Origin of the sequence: Variovorax sp. JS1663 (assembly GCF_002157355.1) — a bacterium.
Taxonomy (GTDB): Bacteria; Pseudomonadota; Gammaproteobacteria; order Burkholderiales; family Burkholderiaceae_C; genus Variovorax.
Window position 1 is genome coordinate 123943 of the sequence record NZ_LYMK01000014.1, and the last position, 15723, is coordinate 139665.

Annotated in this window: 16 protein-coding genes; 13 read left to right on the top strand and 3 right to left on the bottom strand. The window is 69.7% G+C overall.

Annotated features, from left to right (window positions below; translation table 11 throughout):
- Nucleotides 1-29: 29 nt before the first annotated feature.
- The gene (gene cyoA, locus A8M77_RS14200) at nucleotides 30-1091 is read right to left on the bottom strand and encodes a ubiquinol oxidase subunit II (protein ID WP_086922152.1); all 1062 of its coding nucleotides are present in this window, start codon (nucleotides 1089-1091) and stop codon (nucleotides 30-32) included.
- 174 nt (nucleotides 1092-1265) lie between these two features.
- On the opposite strand from cyoA, the gene A8M77_RS14205 reads away from it, so the two are divergent.
- From A8M77_RS14205 to A8M77_RS36825, 3 genes are all read left to right on the top strand, one after another.
- Complete coding sequence (locus tag A8M77_RS14205) at nucleotides 1266-2600, top strand: MFS transporter (RefSeq protein ID WP_086922153.1); 1335 nt, start codon at nucleotides 1266-1268, stop codon at nucleotides 2598-2600.
- Between the two features lie 35 nt (nucleotides 2601-2635).
- The gene (locus A8M77_RS14210) at nucleotides 2636-3226 is read left to right on the top strand and encodes a 2'-5' RNA ligase family protein (protein ID WP_086922154.1); all 591 of its coding nucleotides are present in this window, start codon (nucleotides 2636-2638) and stop codon (nucleotides 3224-3226) included.
- 105 nt (nucleotides 3227-3331) lie between these two features.
- On the top strand, nucleotides 3332-3598 hold the full coding sequence (locus A8M77_RS36825) for a hypothetical protein (protein WP_086922155.1): 267 nt from the start codon (nucleotides 3332-3334) through the stop codon (nucleotides 3596-3598).
- A 74-nt stretch (nucleotides 3599-3672) separates the two neighbouring features.
- Here the strand turns inward: A8M77_RS36825 and sctR are convergent, their stop codons facing one another.
- Both sctR and sctQ read right to left on the bottom strand, forming a co-directional pair.
- On the bottom strand, nucleotides 3673-4332 hold the full coding sequence (sctR, locus tag A8M77_RS14220; protein ID WP_086922156.1) for a type III secretion system export apparatus subunit SctR: 660 nt from the start codon (nucleotides 4330-4332) through the stop codon (nucleotides 3673-3675).
- Between the two features lie 16 nt (nucleotides 4333-4348).
- On the bottom strand, nucleotides 4349-5443 hold the full coding sequence (sctQ, locus tag A8M77_RS14225; protein WP_086922157.1) for a type III secretion system cytoplasmic ring protein SctQ: 1095 nt from the start codon (nucleotides 5441-5443) through the stop codon (nucleotides 4349-4351).
- Nucleotides 5444-5732: 289 nt separating this feature from the next.
- Between sctQ and sctV the strand changes: the two genes are divergently transcribed.
- From sctV to A8M77_RS14275, 10 genes are all read left to right on the top strand, one after another.
- The gene (gene sctV / locus A8M77_RS14230; RefSeq protein WP_086922158.1) at nucleotides 5733-7805 is read left to right on the top strand and encodes a type III secretion system export apparatus subunit SctV; all 2073 of its coding nucleotides are present in this window, start codon (nucleotides 5733-5735) and stop codon (nucleotides 7803-7805) included.
- 56 nt (nucleotides 7806-7861) lie between these two features.
- Nucleotides 7862-8128, top strand: a complete 267-nt coding sequence (gene sctS / locus A8M77_RS14235) for a type III secretion system export apparatus subunit SctS (protein WP_086922159.1) — start codon at nucleotides 7862-7864, stop codon at nucleotides 8126-8128.
- 8 nt (nucleotides 8129-8136) lie between these two features.
- A complete protein-coding gene (sctC, locus tag A8M77_RS14240; protein WP_086922160.1) occupies nucleotides 8137-9918 on the top strand; it encodes a type III secretion system outer membrane ring subunit SctC in 1782 nt (593 codons plus the stop codon).
- A gap of 5 nt (nucleotides 9919-9923) precedes the next feature.
- Nucleotides 9924-11069 (top strand): FHA domain-containing protein, encoded by a 1146-nt coding sequence (locus A8M77_RS14245; protein WP_086922161.1) that lies wholly within the window; start codon nucleotides 9924-9926, stop codon nucleotides 11067-11069.
- A gap of 145 nt (nucleotides 11070-11214) precedes the next feature.
- On the top strand, nucleotides 11215-11421 hold the full coding sequence (locus tag A8M77_RS14250; protein WP_068672726.1) for a hypothetical protein: 207 nt from the start codon (nucleotides 11215-11217) through the stop codon (nucleotides 11419-11421).
- A 70-nt stretch (nucleotides 11422-11491) separates the two neighbouring features.
- Nucleotides 11492-11893, top strand: coding sequence for a hypothetical protein (locus A8M77_RS14255; RefSeq protein ID WP_086922162.1), 402 nt, complete (start codon nucleotides 11492-11494; stop codon nucleotides 11891-11893).
- Between the two features lie 7 nt (nucleotides 11894-11900).
- Complete coding sequence (gene sctJ, locus A8M77_RS14260; RefSeq protein WP_086922163.1) at nucleotides 11901-12680, top strand: type III secretion system inner membrane ring lipoprotein SctJ; 780 nt, start codon at nucleotides 11901-11903, stop codon at nucleotides 12678-12680.
- Nucleotides 12681-12969: 289 nt separating this feature from the next.
- Complete coding sequence (locus A8M77_RS14265) at nucleotides 12970-13662, top strand: SctK family type III secretion system sorting platform protein (RefSeq protein ID WP_086922164.1); 693 nt, start codon at nucleotides 12970-12972, stop codon at nucleotides 13660-13662.
- The gene (sctL, locus tag A8M77_RS14270; RefSeq protein ID WP_086922165.1) at nucleotides 13644-14282 is read left to right on the top strand and encodes a type III secretion system stator protein SctL; all 639 of its coding nucleotides are present in this window, start codon (nucleotides 13644-13646) and stop codon (nucleotides 14280-14282) included. The genes A8M77_RS14265 and sctL overlap by 19 nt, the downstream gene beginning before the upstream one ends.
- Nucleotides 14279-15607, top strand: a complete 1329-nt coding sequence (locus A8M77_RS14275) for a FliI/YscN family ATPase (RefSeq protein ID WP_086922166.1) — start codon at nucleotides 14279-14281, stop codon at nucleotides 15605-15607. Before sctL ends, A8M77_RS14275 begins: the two co-directional genes overlap by 4 nt.
- The last annotated feature ends 116 nt before the right edge of the window (nucleotides 15608-15723 follow it).

Sequence of the window (15723 nt, forward strand, 5' to 3'; positions counted from 1 at the left end):
GTGCGTCTCGGGTAGCCTGAAACAAGGGGTTACTGGAGAGTGGTCCGGATGGGCAGGGGCGCGCCGGTCGGGTTGTCGGCGGTGCAGATTTCGGCGGCCACGGTGCGCATCGGCAGGCCCTGCTCGCCGCGCGGCACCTCGGTCAGCGCCAGGGGCGACAGGCCCGCCTTGCCCGCGCCGCCGGAGGCATCCACCGCCATCATGTGGCGCATGCACATCTTGCCGGGTTCCACGCAGCGGTTGAGGATGGCGTCGTACAGGCCCGGTGCCACGCTGGCGTAGCGGCGCACCGGCTCGCGCTCGCTGGGCTTCTCGAGCTGGAGGTAGTCGGGGCGGCCCAGCGTCTTGCCCTCGGCCTTGGCCTTCTGGACCCAGCTGTCGAACTCGGCACCCGCGAGGCCGTGGAACTTGAAGCGCATGCCGGAGAAGCCGGCGCCGCTGTAGTTGGCCGAGAAGCCCTCGTACACGCCGGGCTGGTTGATCACCGCGTGCAGCTTGGTCTCCATGCCGGGCATGGCGTAGATCATCCCCGCCAGGGCCGGCACATAGAAGGAATTCATGACCGAGGAGGCCGTGATCTTGAACTGGATCGGCCGGTCCACCGGCGCGGCCAGTTCGTTGACCGTGGCGATGCCCTGCTCGGGGTAGAAGAACAGCCATTTCCAGTCCAGCGCCACCACCTCGACCACCAGCGGCTGCGTGCCCTCGGGCACGTGGCGCCCCTCGGCGATGCGGTCCAGCGGCCGGTACGGGTCCAGGGTGTGGGTGCTGATCCAGGTCAGCGCACCCAGGGCGATGATGATCAGCAGGGGCGCCGCCCAGATCACCAGCTCCAGCTGGGTGGAGTGGTCCCAGTCCGGCTTGTAGGTCGCTTCGGTGTTCGATTGCCGGTAGCGCCAGGCGAACAGCAGGGTCAGGGCGATCACCGGCACGATGATCAGCAGCATCAGCAGCGTGGAGATCACGATCAGGCGCCCCTGCTGGGCGGCGATGTCGCCTGACGGGTTCAGCACCACCATGTTGCAGCCCGCCAACAGCAGGGCGGGGAGGAGCAGGGCCGACCGGCGAAGGAGCTTCTGGAGGAGTGGCATGCCTGGAGCAGGAAGAAAACGGGCCCCGCGGGAAAACGCGGATGGCGATTGGGCGCAGAATGTATCCCCATCGAGGACCATTGGCGATTGGACGTTTTGTCCTATGGCGCAAATCTGCATCTGATGCGACCCTGAGAGATCTTTGCAAGGCTCCCTGAACCCCGAAGCACCGCGATGTCCAGCCTCAGTCACGCCCCATCCGAACCCTCTTCCGACACCCTCGAGAGGGATGCCCGCCTCATCACCGCCGACCATTCGGTGGCCCCCGGCGAGATCGCCGTCGGTGTTGTCATCGGGCGCGCTTCCGAGTATTTCGACTTCTTCGTCTACGGCATCGCTTCGGTGCTGGTCTTCCCGGCGCTGTTCTTTCCCTTCGAGCAGCGCCTGGAGGGCACACTTTACGCCTTCGTCATCTTCTCGTTCGCATTTATCGCGCGTCCCTTCGGCACCGTTGTCTCGATGGCGATACAGCGGCGCTGGGGCCGCGCCACCAAGCTGACGATCGCCCTGTTCCTGCTGGGCACGTCGACGGTGGGCATCGCCTTCCTCCCCGGCTACGAGAGCGCGGGTGTGCTGTCCATCGTTCTGCTGTCGATCCTGCGCGTCGGTCAGGGGCTGGCCCTGGGCGGCTCCTGGGACGGCCTGCCCTCGGTGCTGGCGATGAATGCGCCCCCGAACCGGCGCGGCTGGTATTCGATGCTGGGCCAGCTCGGCGCGCCGGTGGGCTTCATCGTGGCCAGCGGCCTGTTCGCCTTCCTGTACGCCAGCCTGTCGCTGGACGACTTCCTATCGTGGGGCTGGCGCTACGCCTTCTTCGTGGCCTTCGCGATCAATGTGGTGGCGCTCTTCTCGCGGCTGCGGCTCGTGGTGACGCACGAGTACGAACAGCTCATGGAGGAGGGCGAGCTCGAACCCACCCGCGTCGGCGAACTGGTGCGTGCGCAGGGCGGCAACCTGCTGATCGGCGCCTTCGCCGCGCTGGCGAGCTTCGCGCTGTTCCATCTGGTGACGGTGTTCCCGTTGTCGTGGATCCGCCTCTACTCCGACCAGTCGGTCACCGGGTTCCTGATCCTCCAGATCTTCGGCGGCTTCCTGGCCGCCGGCGCCATGGTGCTCTCGGGCGTGATCGCCGACCGCGTGGGCCGGCGCCGCACCCTGGGCACGATGGCCGTGCTGGTCGCTGTGTTCAGCGGCTTTGCACCGACCCTGCTGGGCGGCGGCACGCTGGGGCAGGACGTGTTCGTGCTGGTCGGCTTCGTGCTGCTGGGCCTGTCCTATGGCCAGGCCTCGGGCACGGTGACCTCCAACTTCGAGCGCCGCTACCGCTACACCGGCGCCGCGCTCACCACCGACCTGGCCTGGCTGATCGGCGCGGCCTTCGCGCCGCTCGTGGCGCTGGGTCTCTCGGCCAACTTCGGGCTGGCCTACGTCAGCGTCTACCTGTTGTCGGGCGCGGCTTGCACCCTGGCTGCGCTGAGCATCAACCGGGCGCTGGAGTCGCGCGACTAGCACGCCGCCGCGGCGAGGGAGGCGGGGCTTTTCGCATGGCCGCACAGCTTCCCCTCGCCGGCATCGACGCCCGCACGGCGGCCAAGACCGACCGGCTGTTCTTCGCGCTGCGGCCGGACGCCGCGGCCATCGCCCGCATCGAGCGGCTGATCGGGCAACTGCGGCAGGATTTCGGGCTCGAGGGGAAGGCGCTCGGCGCCGCGCGCTTCCACGTGACGTTGCGCCTCCTCGGAGACTTTCCGTCTTTCCCGCAGGAAGTGGCCGATGCCGCCCGTGCCGCCGCGCAGCCGTTGACCGCCATTCCCGCTTTCAAACTCGGCTTCGACCGCGTGGGGACCATCGTCCGCAGGCCACGCAACATGCCGCTGGTGCTGCTGGGCGAGGAAGGTGTGATTTCCGTGAAGGCATTTCATGCGTCGCTCGACAAGGCGATGGAGCGAGTGGGCCTGGGCAGCACGGGGCGTTCGCAGTACACGCCGCACCTCACCCTGCTGTACGACGACCGGTTCGTGGCGCCATGTCCGATCGAGGCGATCAACTGGACGGCGCACGAGTTCGTGCTTGTCCGCAGCCTGCTTGGGCGGGGGCGGCATGAGGTGGTGGCTCGCTGGGGTTTGCATCCCTGATGCCTTGCTGGCTGCTGCTTGAGTCTCGCGACTCATTCGCCCACTGGAATCTGTCGTGTTGCTAGCATTGGCCGATTGACGACCCGCAGAGAGACCTGAACCCGTATGACGAATGCATCGAACCGACGAGGCGAGCTGAACGAGCTGGTGCTTTGCGCTTCGTGCGCCGCAATCCAGCGCAACTGGCGCCGCGCGCCCGGGCATGCCGAACTCGTTCAGATGTCTAGTCGCAAGGTGGAGCGCAGCGATGGCGACAGTGGTGGTCACACGGTCACCATCACCAGTTACCGTTGCGACGCCTGCGGCACACGGTGGGACTACGAGAACGACAAGACGAACCAACAAGCGGGCTGGTCAGTCGTTGGGAAGTAGGCTCGCGCCTCAGGGTCGACGTCCGCTGCTGGCCGGTCTGCGCCATAGCCACCATCCGATACCGTGCGCCCAGCTCAGCGGTACGACAGCACCAGCCCGTGCACCAGCCGCGTCCACCCGTCCAGCATCACGAACAGCAGCAGCTTGAAGGGCAGAGAGATGGTCGTCGGCGCGATCATCGACATCCCCAGCGCCAGCAGCACGGTCGCGACGATCAGGTCCACCACCACGAACACGAGGTAGATGATGAAGCCGATCTGGAACGCCCGCGTCAGTTCGCTGAGCGTGAAGCTCGGCACCAGCACCATGAAGTCGTCGGCCTTCAACTGCTCGGCCCGCGCCTGCGGCCAGATGTTGGAGGCCGACTTCAGGAAGAACTGCCGTTCCCTTTCCTGCGTGTGCTTCTGCAGGAACTCCTTCAGCGGCGCCTTGGCCGCGTCGATCACCGCCACGATGTCGTTCAGCCCCTCGCCCTTGGCGCCGAAGCTGCGGTTGCGCAGCGCGTCGCCGACGTCCATGCCCACCGGCGCCATGATGTAGACCGACAGGATGATCGCGATGCCGTTGAGCACCATGTTCGGCGGTGTCTGCTGCAGGCCGAGGGCGGTGCGCAGCAGGCCGAACACGATCACCAGCTTGGTGTAGCTGGTCACCATCAGCGCGACGAAGGGCGCGACGCCGAAGGCGACGATCAGCGCGACCAGCGTCAGGGGTTCGGGCAGTCCGCCTTGCATCGCGATGGACCTGCGCTCAGACCTCGCCGGGCGCGAACTCCGACACGCGCACGCCCAGCCGGTCGCCCACCGCCACCAGGTAGCCCTTTCCCAGCACGTTGCCATGCGCCAGGATGCGCACCGGGCTGCGGTTGAGCGCCTGGCCCAACTCGAACACGTGGCCCGCGCGAATGCTGCGCAGCTCGCCGAGCGAGAGCGACAGCTCTCCGACCTCGAAACGCAGCGTGACCTCCAGCGCATCCAGCCGGTCGATCGGCAGGTTGACGCTGGCGTCGTCGGGGGAGGCGGGGGCGTCTGGCTTCATGCTGCTGTCCCTGGAATGCGAAACGGTGATGCGCGAGCCCTCGGCAAAGGCCTGCAGCTGCCGGCCGGCCGGGCCGCCGAGCTGGGCCGTGACCACGATCGCGGCACCGGACGAGCGCCATTGCTCGATGCCGATGATGTCGCCGGGGCGGATGCTGTTGATCTCGCGCAACTGGATCGGCGTGCTGCCGATCATGAAGTGAACGGGCAGGCGCAGCGCATCGAACACGGCGCCGCTGCGCGCGGCATGCCTGGCGGCTTCCGCGGGCACCAGCGCATCGAGCGTCGCCGCGTCATCGAACTGCACGAAGCCGTGCAAGGCCGGGCCGTCGTCCAACGGCGTCGCGATGAAGAAGGCCGCGCGCTCGGGGTCACCGGCAGGCGCCGCCACTGCCTCGCGCGCGTCGCCCGCATCGCCTGGCAGCGGCTGCCATTCGAAATGCAGGCGCAACGCCTTCTCCAGTGCATCGGCCACCGGGTGCAGTGCATCGGCCAGCAGGATGTAGCGCAGCTCGCGCGGCAGCAGCTCGATGCGGCGCTCGCCGAGCAGCGCCTGCAGGCTGGGCGCATCCAGCCCCAGGTGGCCCGCATGCGCGCCGAGCCGGAAGCGATAGGCCTCGCGCGCGGCCGCAGCCGGCGATGCATCGTGCGCCCACGCCAGCCGGTAGCGCGCCCCGCGCGCCGACAGCTCGCGCGGCGGCGTCGCGCCATACAGCCGATTGAGCGCACGCACGTTCGCCGGCTCGGCGCGGGGCAGCGCGCGCGCCTCGCCGAGGTCCGTCACCGGCTCAGCGGGCCGCGCGGGCATGGGGGCTTTCGTTGAACAAATCGCTGGGTCCTGTCGCTGTGCGCATCCGGTGCCGCACCGGGTGTTGTTGTCGCTTCGGCGGCGCAGCTTAGCGAAAGGAGGACGGTGCAGGTAGTACGCAAATGCGTAGTGCCGCGCATGCGACAAGGTCGCGCGTTCCTACGAGAACTCGTGGTTGCCGTAAAGGGAGACCGGCACTTAGAGTCCGCCGCGACGTGATGTTTTTCACGTTCGAAAGCGGCGCGGTGCGCGGCTTTCGGCCAGGCCATAGACCCACACAGCAACAACCATGGCGAGTCCCGCTCCCACCCTGCAGCCGTACCGCGGCGGCCTGCGCGACCTGCTCGCGAACGCCGGCGGCTACAACGACCTGCTGCTCGCGGGCCTCTTGGTGGTGGTGGTCGCGCTGTTCGTGCTGCCGCTGCCGACGCCGCTTTTGGACCTGCTGATCGCGAGCAACCTGGCCATCAGCCTGGTGCTGCTGATCGTCGCGATGTACGTGCCCTCGGCGCTGTCGCTGTCGACCTTTCCGTCGCTGCTGCTCTTCACCACGCTGTTCCGGCTGGCGCTCAACATCGCCTCCACCAAGCTGATCCTGCTGCAGGCGAACGCGGGCCACATCATCGACACCTTCGGCAAGCTGATCGTCGGCAACAACGTGGTGGTGGGGGGCGTGGTCTTCCTCATCATCGCGATCGTCCAGTTCATCGTGATTGCCAAGGGCTCCGAGCGTGTGGCCGAGGTGGCGGCGCGCTTCGCGCTGGACGCGATGCCGGGCAAGCAGATGAGCATCGACGCCGACGTGCGCGCGGGCGTGCTGTCTTCCGCGCAGGCGCAGAAGCGGCGCCAGCAGCTGGAGCAGGAGTGCCAGCTGCACGGCGCCATGGACGGCGCGATGAAGTTCGTCAAGGGCGATGCCATCGCCGCCATCGTGATCGCGCTGGTCAACATCCTGGCCGGCATCGCCATTGGCACCCTGATGCACGAGATGACCCTGGCCGGCGCGCTGCAGCGCTACGCCATCCTCACCGTGGGCGACGGCATGGTCTCGCAGATTCCCTCGCTGCTGGTGTCGATCGCCGCCGGCATCGTGATCACCCGCGTGGGCAGCGAGGACCGCCGCGACACGCAGCTCGCCAGCCAGATCGGCGAGCAGCTGATGGCGCATCCGCGCGCGCTGATCATCGCCGGGCTGGCAGTGGCCAGCTTCCTGGTGGTGCCGGGCTTTCCAAAGTGGGTGTTCGGCCTGCTGGCGGCCGTGATCATCGGACTGGGCTTCGGCATGCGTGCACTGCGCGCGCGGCGCCGCACGCCAGGCTGGATCTCGCACCGCGAGTCCGAAGTGGCGGAGGAGGGCGACAGCGCGCATGCCATCGCCTCGCCGCTGGCCGTACGGCTGTCCGACGGCCTGCGCGGCGCGGTCGACCGCCATGCGCTTGACCAGCAGCTCGCCGCTGTTCGCACCGAGGTCGAGTCCGACCTCGGCCCGGTGTTCCCGCGCCTGCAGCTGGGCCACGCCGGCGGCCTGGACGCGAACGCCTACCAGGTCCTGGTGCACGACGTGGTGGTGTCCGAAGGCCTGCTGAAGCCCGGCTGGCTGCTGCTCGACCCGGCCGAGGCCGCGGCGCCGCCCGCCGGCGCGCAGGTGGCCGAGCCCTTCGGTCCCTTCACGCGCGCCGTGTGGGTGGAAGCACCGCAGCCCGGCCTGAGCGCGTGGCATGCCGAAGAGGTGATCGGCCGCCACGTCGACCACGCCGTGCGCCGCAACGTGCGCGAGTTGATCGGCCTGCAGGAGGTGCAGCGCCTGCTCCACTCGGTGCAGCGCGATGCACCCGAGCTCGCCGCCGAGGTCGCGCGCGTGGCCTCGCCGCAGCGCATCGCCGAGGTGCTGCGCCGGCTGCTGCAGGAGGGCATCCCCATCCGCAACCTCCACGCCATCTTCGAATGCCTGGCGATCTGGGCGCCGAAGGAGCAGGATGCGATCGCGCTGACCGAGCTGGTGCGCATCCACCTCGGCCGCTACATCACCAGCCGCTACGTGGGCGCGAACCGCCAGCTGGAAGCCATCCTCTTCGAATCCAGCCTGCTGGAGCGCGTGCAGAACGCGGTCGAGCGCTCGCCGCGCGGCAATCTGCTGCTGCTGAGCCCGGCCGTGACGCAGGACATCCGCGAGCAGGTGCGCCGCATCCTGGGCGGCGCGGCCGGCCGCGTGGTCGCCATCGCCTCCTCCGACGTGCGCCGCTACGTCAAGACCCTGATCGAGCCGGTGGCACCGCAGCTGCCGGTGCTGTCCTACCAGGAAGTGGACGAGGACGTGGCGTTGCAGCCAGTGGGCTGGGTCACCAATCCACAGGCCCACTGATCGATCGACTTCGATGAACCCCCACTTGTGCACCCAGCAGCGAGGCAACAGCACGCATGACGCCGCAGAACATCCTGGACATCACGCGCGAGGGCCTGCTGCTCGTGCTCTGGATCTCGCTGCCGGTGGTGGTGGTGGCGACCGTCACCGCCCTCGTGGTCGCGGTGCTGCAGGCCGTGACGCAGGTGCAGGACCAGAGCATCGGCCAGTCGATCCGGCTGATCGCGGTGATGGTGGCGATCATCGCCACCGCCGGCTGGCTGGGCCGCGACGTGATGCGCTTCGCCGAGCGGGCTTTCCACACGCTCACGTCCTTGCCGTGAGCCGGGCCATGCTCATCGCGCTCGGTCTCGCGGTGCTGCTCGCCGGGCTGCCGGCGCAGGCGGCCGAGCTGCGCTGGAACAACCGCCCCTTCCAGATCGTCGCCAACGAGAAGCCCTTGCCCGATTTCCTGCGCGAGCTTGCCGCCTCGCAGAAGGTCACCGCGGTGATCGATCCCAAGGTCGGCGGCACCATCAGCGGCAAGTTCTCGGAGCCGGCGCAGCAGGTGCTCGACAGCGTGTGCGCGGTCAACGGCCTCACCTGGTACTTCGACGGCGCCTTCCTCTACATCGACCTGGCCGCCGACACCCGCAGCGAGGTGCTGCCCATCGCGCCGGAGAACGCCGCGCGCATCGCCGAGACGCTGGTGCGGCTGCGCATCTCGGACACGCGCTACCCGCTGTCCATCAGCGAGAGCGACGCCAGCGTGCACGTCACCGGGCCGAAACGCTACGTCGAGATGGTGCGCCAGGCGGTGAAGCTGGCCGACCAGCGCACCGCGCTCGCCGACGGCGCCGAGATCCGCCTCTTCCCGCTCAAGTACGCCTGGGCCGCGGACTTCAGGATCAACCGCTCGGGCAAGGAGACCGTCATCCCCGGGGTGGCCAACGTGCTGCGCAGCCTGTACGGCCGCAGCAGCAACAGCCCGGGCAGCAGCAGCGGGCGCGGCCCGAGCGCGCCTTTCTCGGTGGGCCCCAACCGGCAGATCAAGCTGCGCAGCGGCGAATCGATCAACGCGCCGAAGATCGAGATGCCCGGCATCGGCCCGGCGGGCGGCGACGCCGCGGGCGCCGCCATGCCGGCCTCCTTCGGCAACGAGCTGCCGCAGTTCCAGGCCGACACCCGCATGAACGCGGTGCTGGTGCGCGACACGCCCGAGCGCATGGGCCAGTACCAGCGCCTGATCGAGTCGATGGACGTGCGCCCGCGCCTGATCGAGATCGAGGTCACGATCATGGACATCAGCTCGGACAACCTGAGCAGCCTGGGCGTCGACTGGCGCCTGCACGGCCGGCACGGCGACTTCCAGACCGGCCGCGGCGACCGCGGCCCCCTGACCTGGGACAGCGCCACCACCGAAGCCGGCCAGGTCGGCGGCGTCAACAGCCTCGGCCAGGTCACCACGCCCCTGGGCGGCATGCTCACCGCCGCCATCGGCAACAGCGCACGCAACTACCTGCTGGCCCGCGTCACCGCACTCGCCACCAACGGCGACGCCAACTTCGTCGCCCGCCCCAAGGTCATGACCCTGGACAACACCGAGGCGGTGCTCGAGAACCTCAGCGAGTTCTACGTGCGGGTGGACGGCTTCCAGGACGCGGGCCTCTTCAGCATCACCGCCGGCACCGCCGTGCGCGTGACGCCACTGATCATCGAGGAGAAGAGCGGGCGCGGCGTGATGATGTCCATCGACATCGTGGATGGCGACCTCAGCGCGCAGGCCGTGGACCGCATCCCGATCGTGCGCCGCCGTACCGTCAACACGCAGGCGCTGGTGGACGAGGGCTCCAGCCTGCTGATCGCCGGCTACTCCTCGGAGGAACGCAGCAACGCCACCAGCGGCGTGCCCGTGCTCAAGGACATCCCAGCGGTCGGCAACCTCTTCAAGTACTCGGACAAGAAGCAGGTGAACATGGAGCGCTTCTACCTGCTCACGCCGCGCCTGGTGGTGCCCGGCGCGGCCGCCTCGGCGCCGGTGCTGCCCATCCCGCCACTTTCGCCGCTCTCGACGCCGGCGCCCGCGCCCAAGGTCACGCCGGTGTCGATGGCCACGCCGGCGGCCGGAGGTTGAAGCCCATGCGCGAAGACGAAGCCCTCGACACGCCGCCGGTGCAGAACGCCGGCTGGTGCCTGCGCTTCCTCAGCGGCGCGGTCAAGGGCCGCACCATTGCGCTCAAGCCCGGCATCAACGTGCTGGGCTCGGGCGGCGAATGCGAGGTGATGCTGCCGGGCGGCGACGTCCTGCCGCGCCACCTGGTGTTCACCGTGGGCGAACTGGTGGTGTCGATGCAGCGCCTGGGCACCGCCTCGGCGCGGCTCAATGGCGAGGCGATGCAGCAGCCGCGCCGCAGCGTGGTGGCCGGCGACATCGTCAGCGTGGGCCAGATCGATTTCCAGCTCGACCGCAGCTATCCCGCCGCCGCGCGGGAAGACCGCATGTTCGCCGCCATGCCGGATGCCGGCGCGGGCACGCCGTCGGTCGAGCCCGTGCCGCGGCGCACGGGCCCGCGCCCGGGCCTCTGGGCCGGCGGTGTGGTCGCGCTGCTGGCCGTGCTCGGCCTGGCAGCGCTGTGGGCCGGCGGCGAGCGCGGTGCGGCCGCGGGCGGCCCGGGCCGCGTCAACCTGGCCGAGGTGGAGCGCGCGCTCGCGCCTTTCCCCGAGGTCGAGGTGGTGGCCGCGCCGGGCGGGCAGTTCAGCGTCAAGGGCTATGTCGAATCGCGCCAGCGCCGCGAGGCGCTGCAGCACGCCATGGCACCCTTCGGCAGCCGGGTCGGCGTCAACGTGCATTCGGCCGAGGACATGGTCGAGCAGGCGCGCCGCTACGTCGCCGACCCGGGCGTTGCCGTCACCTACACCGGCCAGGGCCGGCTGGTGCTCAGCGGCACGGTCGAGGATGCCTCGGTGCGCCAGAAGATCCGGCGCCTCGGCGAAGACCTGCATCCGTCGGTGCTGGTCTCCGACAAGGTCCAGTACCGCGAGAAGCCGCAGCGCGAGGACAAGGACGCCGATCTGCGCGCCCAGTGGGCCGGCTGGCAGAGCGTGCTGCCCGCGCGCATGGTGAGCATCACCGAGGACGGCAACGGCCTGCGGCACATCCAGCTGGCCAACGGCAGCCGCTACTACGAAGGCTCGGTGCTCAAGTCCGGCGCCGAGCTCAAGCGCATCGACGCCGACGGCCTGGTGCTCAGCGGCGGCGTGCCCAACCCCAAACCCGCGAGGTGACGAGCGATGTGCCCACGAAGCCGCCCGCCCGCCGCCCGCGCCCCCGATTCCGTGCGGCGGCCAACCCGCCGCGTGGAATGGCCTCGTCCCATCCGGACGGGGCATCCATCCCCAGTGAATCTCATCATCAACCAGGAGAAGTGAAATGGCAGGTTCCGTCGACAACTCGATCCAGCAGATGAACCAGGCCGCGGCCGACAACGCGCGCCTCATGTCCGCCAGCATGGCGGCTTCCACCAGCATCCAGGGCGCGGCCTCCACCGCGCACACGGTGAACGGCGCCAGCGCCGCGGGCGGCGAAGTCGCCAAGTCCACCGGCAACGACATCCGCCAGTCGGCCAAGTCGTCCTGATGCGCACGCGGGTCCGCGCGGGGCTTTGCGGCCCTGCGCGGCCTCGTCTTTTTTCTTCCTGGAGCTGAACATGACCGATCCCATCGTGTCGGCGGCCGCCAGCGCGCCGCCAGCCGAAGTTGCCACGCAGCAGGCGGCGGGCGCATCGCGCTTCGATCCGGGCGACACCCGCATGTTCGCCAACATGATGCAGGGCGTGCAGGCGCCGCCCCCGGCCGTGGCCGCGCCCAGCGCCATCGGCGACGCCGCCAAGTCGCTGGCCGCGCAGTTCTCCGGCAACGTGCGCTCCTACGAGGAGATGCGCCACAGCATGCTGGAGTCCATCGACCTGTCGGACCCCATCAAGACCATGTTCGTGATGACCGACCACGCGATGGAGGCGCACATGATGTTCGCCAAGATGCACATCTCCACCGGGCTGGCCAGCGCGGCGACCAGCCTGTTCGGCACGCTGCTGAAGAACCAGCAGTGAGGATGCCGTGAACACCGTCTTCCCTTTCCGCATCCGCTGGCTGGCCGCGCTGTCGCTGCTGCTCGCGCTGGCCGGCTGCAAGGTGCCGCTGTACTCCAACCTGCAGGAGCAGGAGGCCAACGAGATCGTCGCGGCCCTGTCCGCGCAGGGCATCGACACGGCCAAGAACAAGCTCGAAGGCACAAACTGGCAGGTCGAGGTCGACGAAGCCCGGCTCGGCCAGGCACTGGAGGTGCTGCGCGCACAGGGCCTGCCGGGCGAGCGCTACGCCACCATGGGCGAGGTGTTCCAGAAGCAGGGCCTGGTGTCCACGCCCTCCGAGGAACGCATGCGCTACATCTATGCCGTGTCGCAGGAGCTGTCGCAGACCCTGCGCAACGTCGACGGCGTGGTGGCGGCGCGCGTGCACGTGGTGATCCCGGCCAACGACCCGCTGTCCGAGAAGATCCGCCCGTCCTCGGCCGCGGTCTTCATCAAGCACCGCAGCGACGTGGACCTGCGCCTGCTCGCACCGGCGGTGAAGGACATGGTGGCCCACAGCATCGAGGGCCTGTCGCACGACCAGGTCTCGCTGTCCCTGTTCGAGGCGCGTCCGCTGGCGGCCGCGCCTGCCTCGGGCGGGGCGGCGGGTGCGCCCGTGCTCGGCCTGTTCTCCACCCGCACCGCGGTGCTGCTGCTGGGCCTGCTGCTGGCGGCCGCCGTCTGCCTGATGGTGCTGCCGGCGCTGCTGCGGCGCCAGGGACTGGATTGGCGCAGCTGGTCGCGCAGCCAGGTGTTCAGGCGATGAGATATTCCGTGTCGGGGGATGTCTTGCTCCCTCTCCCTCTGGGAGAGGGTGGGGGTGAGGGCATCGGGCCTTTGTTCTTGCCTTGCTCTTCGTTCAGCGCCGGAGCCGGGAATTCGCCCCGGCGGGCGAGTCACTTTCTTTGCTTCGCCAAAGAAAGTAACCAGAGAAAGGCGACCCCACTGTGCGTGACCCTCCGCTTCGCGGGGTCCACGGACGGTCGCCCGCCGGGGCGAACTCCCGGCTCCTGCCTTCGAGCAAGCACAAAGACAAACCAGGGCGAGGTTGCCATATGAGCAATGAGGCCCCAGCCACCACCCCGCAGACAGCACCCGGCCCGATGGACCTGGTGCGCCTGGTGACGCGCTTCAACCTCCACCCCGAGCACGACCTGCACCCCAGCTGGCTGCCCGCGAACTGGCCGGCGCGCCACCGCCTGCCGCGACAACTGGGCGAGGGCGGCCGCGCGGTGCTGGCCGAACTGCTGCGGCGCGAAGTCGCGCCGCTGCGCAGCACCGACTACAACTTCGACTCGCGCCTCAAGCGCCTCGCACTGCTCGACGCGGCGGCCCTGCGCCGGCTCGCGGCCTACCTGGGCTTCTGCGCGCACCTGCCGCTGCTGCGCGTGCGCGGCGGGGTGGGCGCGCAGCTGCGGCGCCAGGCGCGGCGCTTCGATGCCGACGCGGTGGACTTCCTGCTGGAGCGCGCGCCGCAGCTCACCGGCCTGCGCATGAACCACGCCGCGCTGGAAGAGCGGCCCCTCGCCGCCGGGCGCATCGTGGTGGACCGCGGCCACCGCCTGCTGCTGGGCGCCGCGGCCGCCGAGGGCGAGACGGTGCTGCGCCGCCTGCAGCACAAGCTGCCGCGCCGCGTCGCCGCACTCGGCCTGCCGCGCTTCGAGCCGCACCAGGCGCGCCAGCTGCACGAGCTGATGCTCGCCTGCATCGTTCCCGAAAGACTGCCGCAATGGGACTGGCTTTTCTGATCACCACCGAGAACCTGCAGCTCCTGAGCGAGCGCAAGGTGCTCAAGGAACACGAGTACGCGGCCCTGCTCGATGCATCGGCCGTGGTCGAGACCGCGCGCCGCGAGGCCCGCCGCATCGCCCGCCAGGCAGAGGAGGAGGCCGAGGCCAGCCGCCGCCAGGGCTACGAGGAAGGGCTGCAGCGCGCCCAGGCCGAGTACGCGACGCAGCTGGTGTCGGAGGCGATGGCCGCCGAGCGCCAGATGCAGGGCCTGCGCAGCGCGATGGCCCGCATCGTGGTCAAGGCCGTGGGCCAGTTCATGGCCGGCGCCGACCCGGCCGCGCTCTTCGAGGCCGCCCTGCTGCGGGTGGACCAGCTCATCCGCAGCGAGCCTTTCGTCACCGTGCGCGTGGCGCCGGCGCAGGAGGCCGTGATGCGCGAGGTGCTGGCCCGGCTGCGCCAGGACGCGCAGTGGACCATGAGCGTGAGCCTGGTGCCCGACCCCTCGCTGGCCGCTGGCGCCTGCGTGGTGCAGACCGCCTCCGGCGTGCTGGAGATCGGCGCCGAGGCGCAGCTGGAGGCCTTCCGCCGCGCGGTCGAGCGCGGCGGCATGCCGGCGGCGGACGGAGGCGCGCGATGAACCCGCCCAGCGCGCTCGACATCGTCGCCGATCTCGAGCAGGCCTTCGGCCGTGTCGCGCCCGTGGCCATGCGCGGGCGCGTGAGCAAGGCCGTGGGCATGCTGATCGACGCCTCCGGCATCCAGGCCCACGTGGGCGAACTGTGCGAGCTCGTCACGCCCGGCGAGCCGCCGCTGCTGGCGGAAGTGGTGGGCTTTCGCGGCAACACCGCCATCCTGACGCCGCTGGGCCCCATCACCGGCATCTCGGCGCTGACCGAGGTGCTGCCGACCGGGCGCGGCCATGCCTGCCCGGTCGGCGATGCGCTGCTGGGCCGCGTGCTGGATGCGATGGGCCGGCCCATCGACGGCGGCGCGCCGCTGCCGGCGCTGGCCCAACTGCCGGTGCACCGCGAGCCGGTGGGCCCGCTGGCGCGCCGCATGATCGAGGCGCCGCTGCCCACCGGCATCCGCGCCATCGATGCGCTGCTGACCGTGGGTGAGGGCCAGCGCATCGGCGTCTTCTCGCCGCCGGGCGTGGGCAAGAGCACCTTGCTGGGCATGCTGGCGCGCGGGTCCACCGCGGACGTGAACGTGATCGCCCTGATCGGCGAGCGCGGCCGCGAGGTGCAGGAATTCATCGCGCACAGCCTGGGGCCCGAGGGCCTGGCGAAGACGGTGATGGTGGTCTCCACCTCCGACCGTCCGCCGATGGAGCGCATCAAGTCGGCCTACGTGGCCACCACCATCGCCGAGCATTTCCGCGACCAGGGCCGGCGCGTGCTGCTGCTGGTGGATTCGCTCACGCGCTTTGCCCGCGCCCAGCGCGAGATCGGCCTGGCCAGCGGCGAGCCGCCGACGCGGCGCAGCTACCCGCCCTCGATCTTCTCGATGCTGCCGCAGCTGCTGGAGCGTGCGGGGCAGGGCGCGCACGGCTCGATCACGGCGGTGTACTCGGTGCTGACCGAGGGGGACGAGGAGAACGACCCCATCGCCGAGGAGGTGCGTTCCATCCTCGACGGGCACATCGTGCTCTCGCGCAAGCTGGCCGCGGCCAACCGCTATCCGGCGATCGATGTGCTGGGCAGCATCAGCCGCGTGATGCCGCTGGTGAGCTCGGCGGAGCACCGTGCGGCGGCATCGCGGGTGCGCAGCCTGCTGGCGAAGTACCAGGAGATGGAGCTGCTGGTGCAGATCGGGGAATACAGGGCGGGGAGCGATGCGGAGGCTGATGCGGCGATCCGGGCACGGCCGGCGCTGCTGGACTTTCTCTCGCAGGCGCCGGGGCATCGGCAGGACTTCGAGGCTTGCATTGCGGCGCTGCGGGGCCTGGGGGAGGGGGCATGAGGGGTCTGATGTCTTGTCTATGCTGTGCTTGTTTGTGTGCCGGAGCCGGGAATTCGCCCCGGCGGGCGAGTCACTTTCTTTGCTTCGCCAAAGAAAGTAACCAAAGAAAGGCGACC

Excerpts from the sequence above, each read along its gene's own strand:
- A8M77_RS36825 (WP_086922155.1), top strand. The coding sequence starts at position 3,332 with ATGACGAATGCATCGAACCGACGAGGCGAGCTGAACGAGCTGGTGCTT.
- A8M77_RS14245 (WP_086922161.1), top strand. The coding sequence starts at position 9,924 with ATGCGCGAAGACGAAGCCCTCGACACGCCGCCGGTGCAGAACGCCGGC.
- sctS (WP_086922159.1), top strand. The coding sequence starts at position 7,862 with ATGACGCCGCAGAACATCCTGGACATCACGCGCGAGGGCCTGCTGCTC.
- sctR (WP_086922156.1), bottom strand. The coding sequence starts at position 4,332 with ATGCAAGGCGGACTGCCCGAACCCCTGACGCTGGTCGCGCTGATCGTC.
- sctQ (WP_086922157.1), bottom strand. The coding sequence starts at position 5,443 with ATGCCCGCGCGGCCCGCTGAGCCGGTGACGGACCTCGGCGAGGCGCGC.
- A8M77_RS14205 (WP_086922153.1), top strand. The coding sequence starts at position 1,266 with ATGTCCAGCCTCAGTCACGCCCCATCCGAACCCTCTTCCGACACCCTC.
- sctV (WP_086922158.1), top strand. The coding sequence starts at position 5,733 with ATGGCGAGTCCCGCTCCCACCCTGCAGCCGTACCGCGGCGGCCTGCGC.
- A8M77_RS14265 (WP_086922164.1), top strand. The coding sequence starts at position 12,970 with ATGAGCAATGAGGCCCCAGCCACCACCCCGCAGACAGCACCCGGCCCG.
- sctC (WP_086922160.1), top strand. The coding sequence starts at position 8,137 with ATGCTCATCGCGCTCGGTCTCGCGGTGCTGCTCGCCGGGCTGCCGGCG.
- A8M77_RS14275 (WP_086922166.1), top strand. The coding sequence starts at position 14,279 with ATGAACCCGCCCAGCGCGCTCGACATCGTCGCCGATCTCGAGCAGGCC.
- sctL (WP_086922165.1), top strand. The coding sequence starts at position 13,644 with ATGGGACTGGCTTTTCTGATCACCACCGAGAACCTGCAGCTCCTGAGC.
- cyoA (WP_086922152.1), bottom strand. The coding sequence starts at position 1,091 with ATGCCACTCCTCCAGAAGCTCCTTCGCCGGTCGGCCCTGCTCCTCCCC.
- A8M77_RS14210 (WP_086922154.1), top strand. The coding sequence starts at position 2,636 with ATGGCCGCACAGCTTCCCCTCGCCGGCATCGACGCCCGCACGGCGGCC.
- A8M77_RS14255 (WP_086922162.1), top strand. The coding sequence starts at position 11,492 with ATGACCGATCCCATCGTGTCGGCGGCCGCCAGCGCGCCGCCAGCCGAA.
- A8M77_RS14250 (WP_068672726.1), top strand. The coding sequence starts at position 11,215 with ATGGCAGGTTCCGTCGACAACTCGATCCAGCAGATGAACCAGGCCGCG.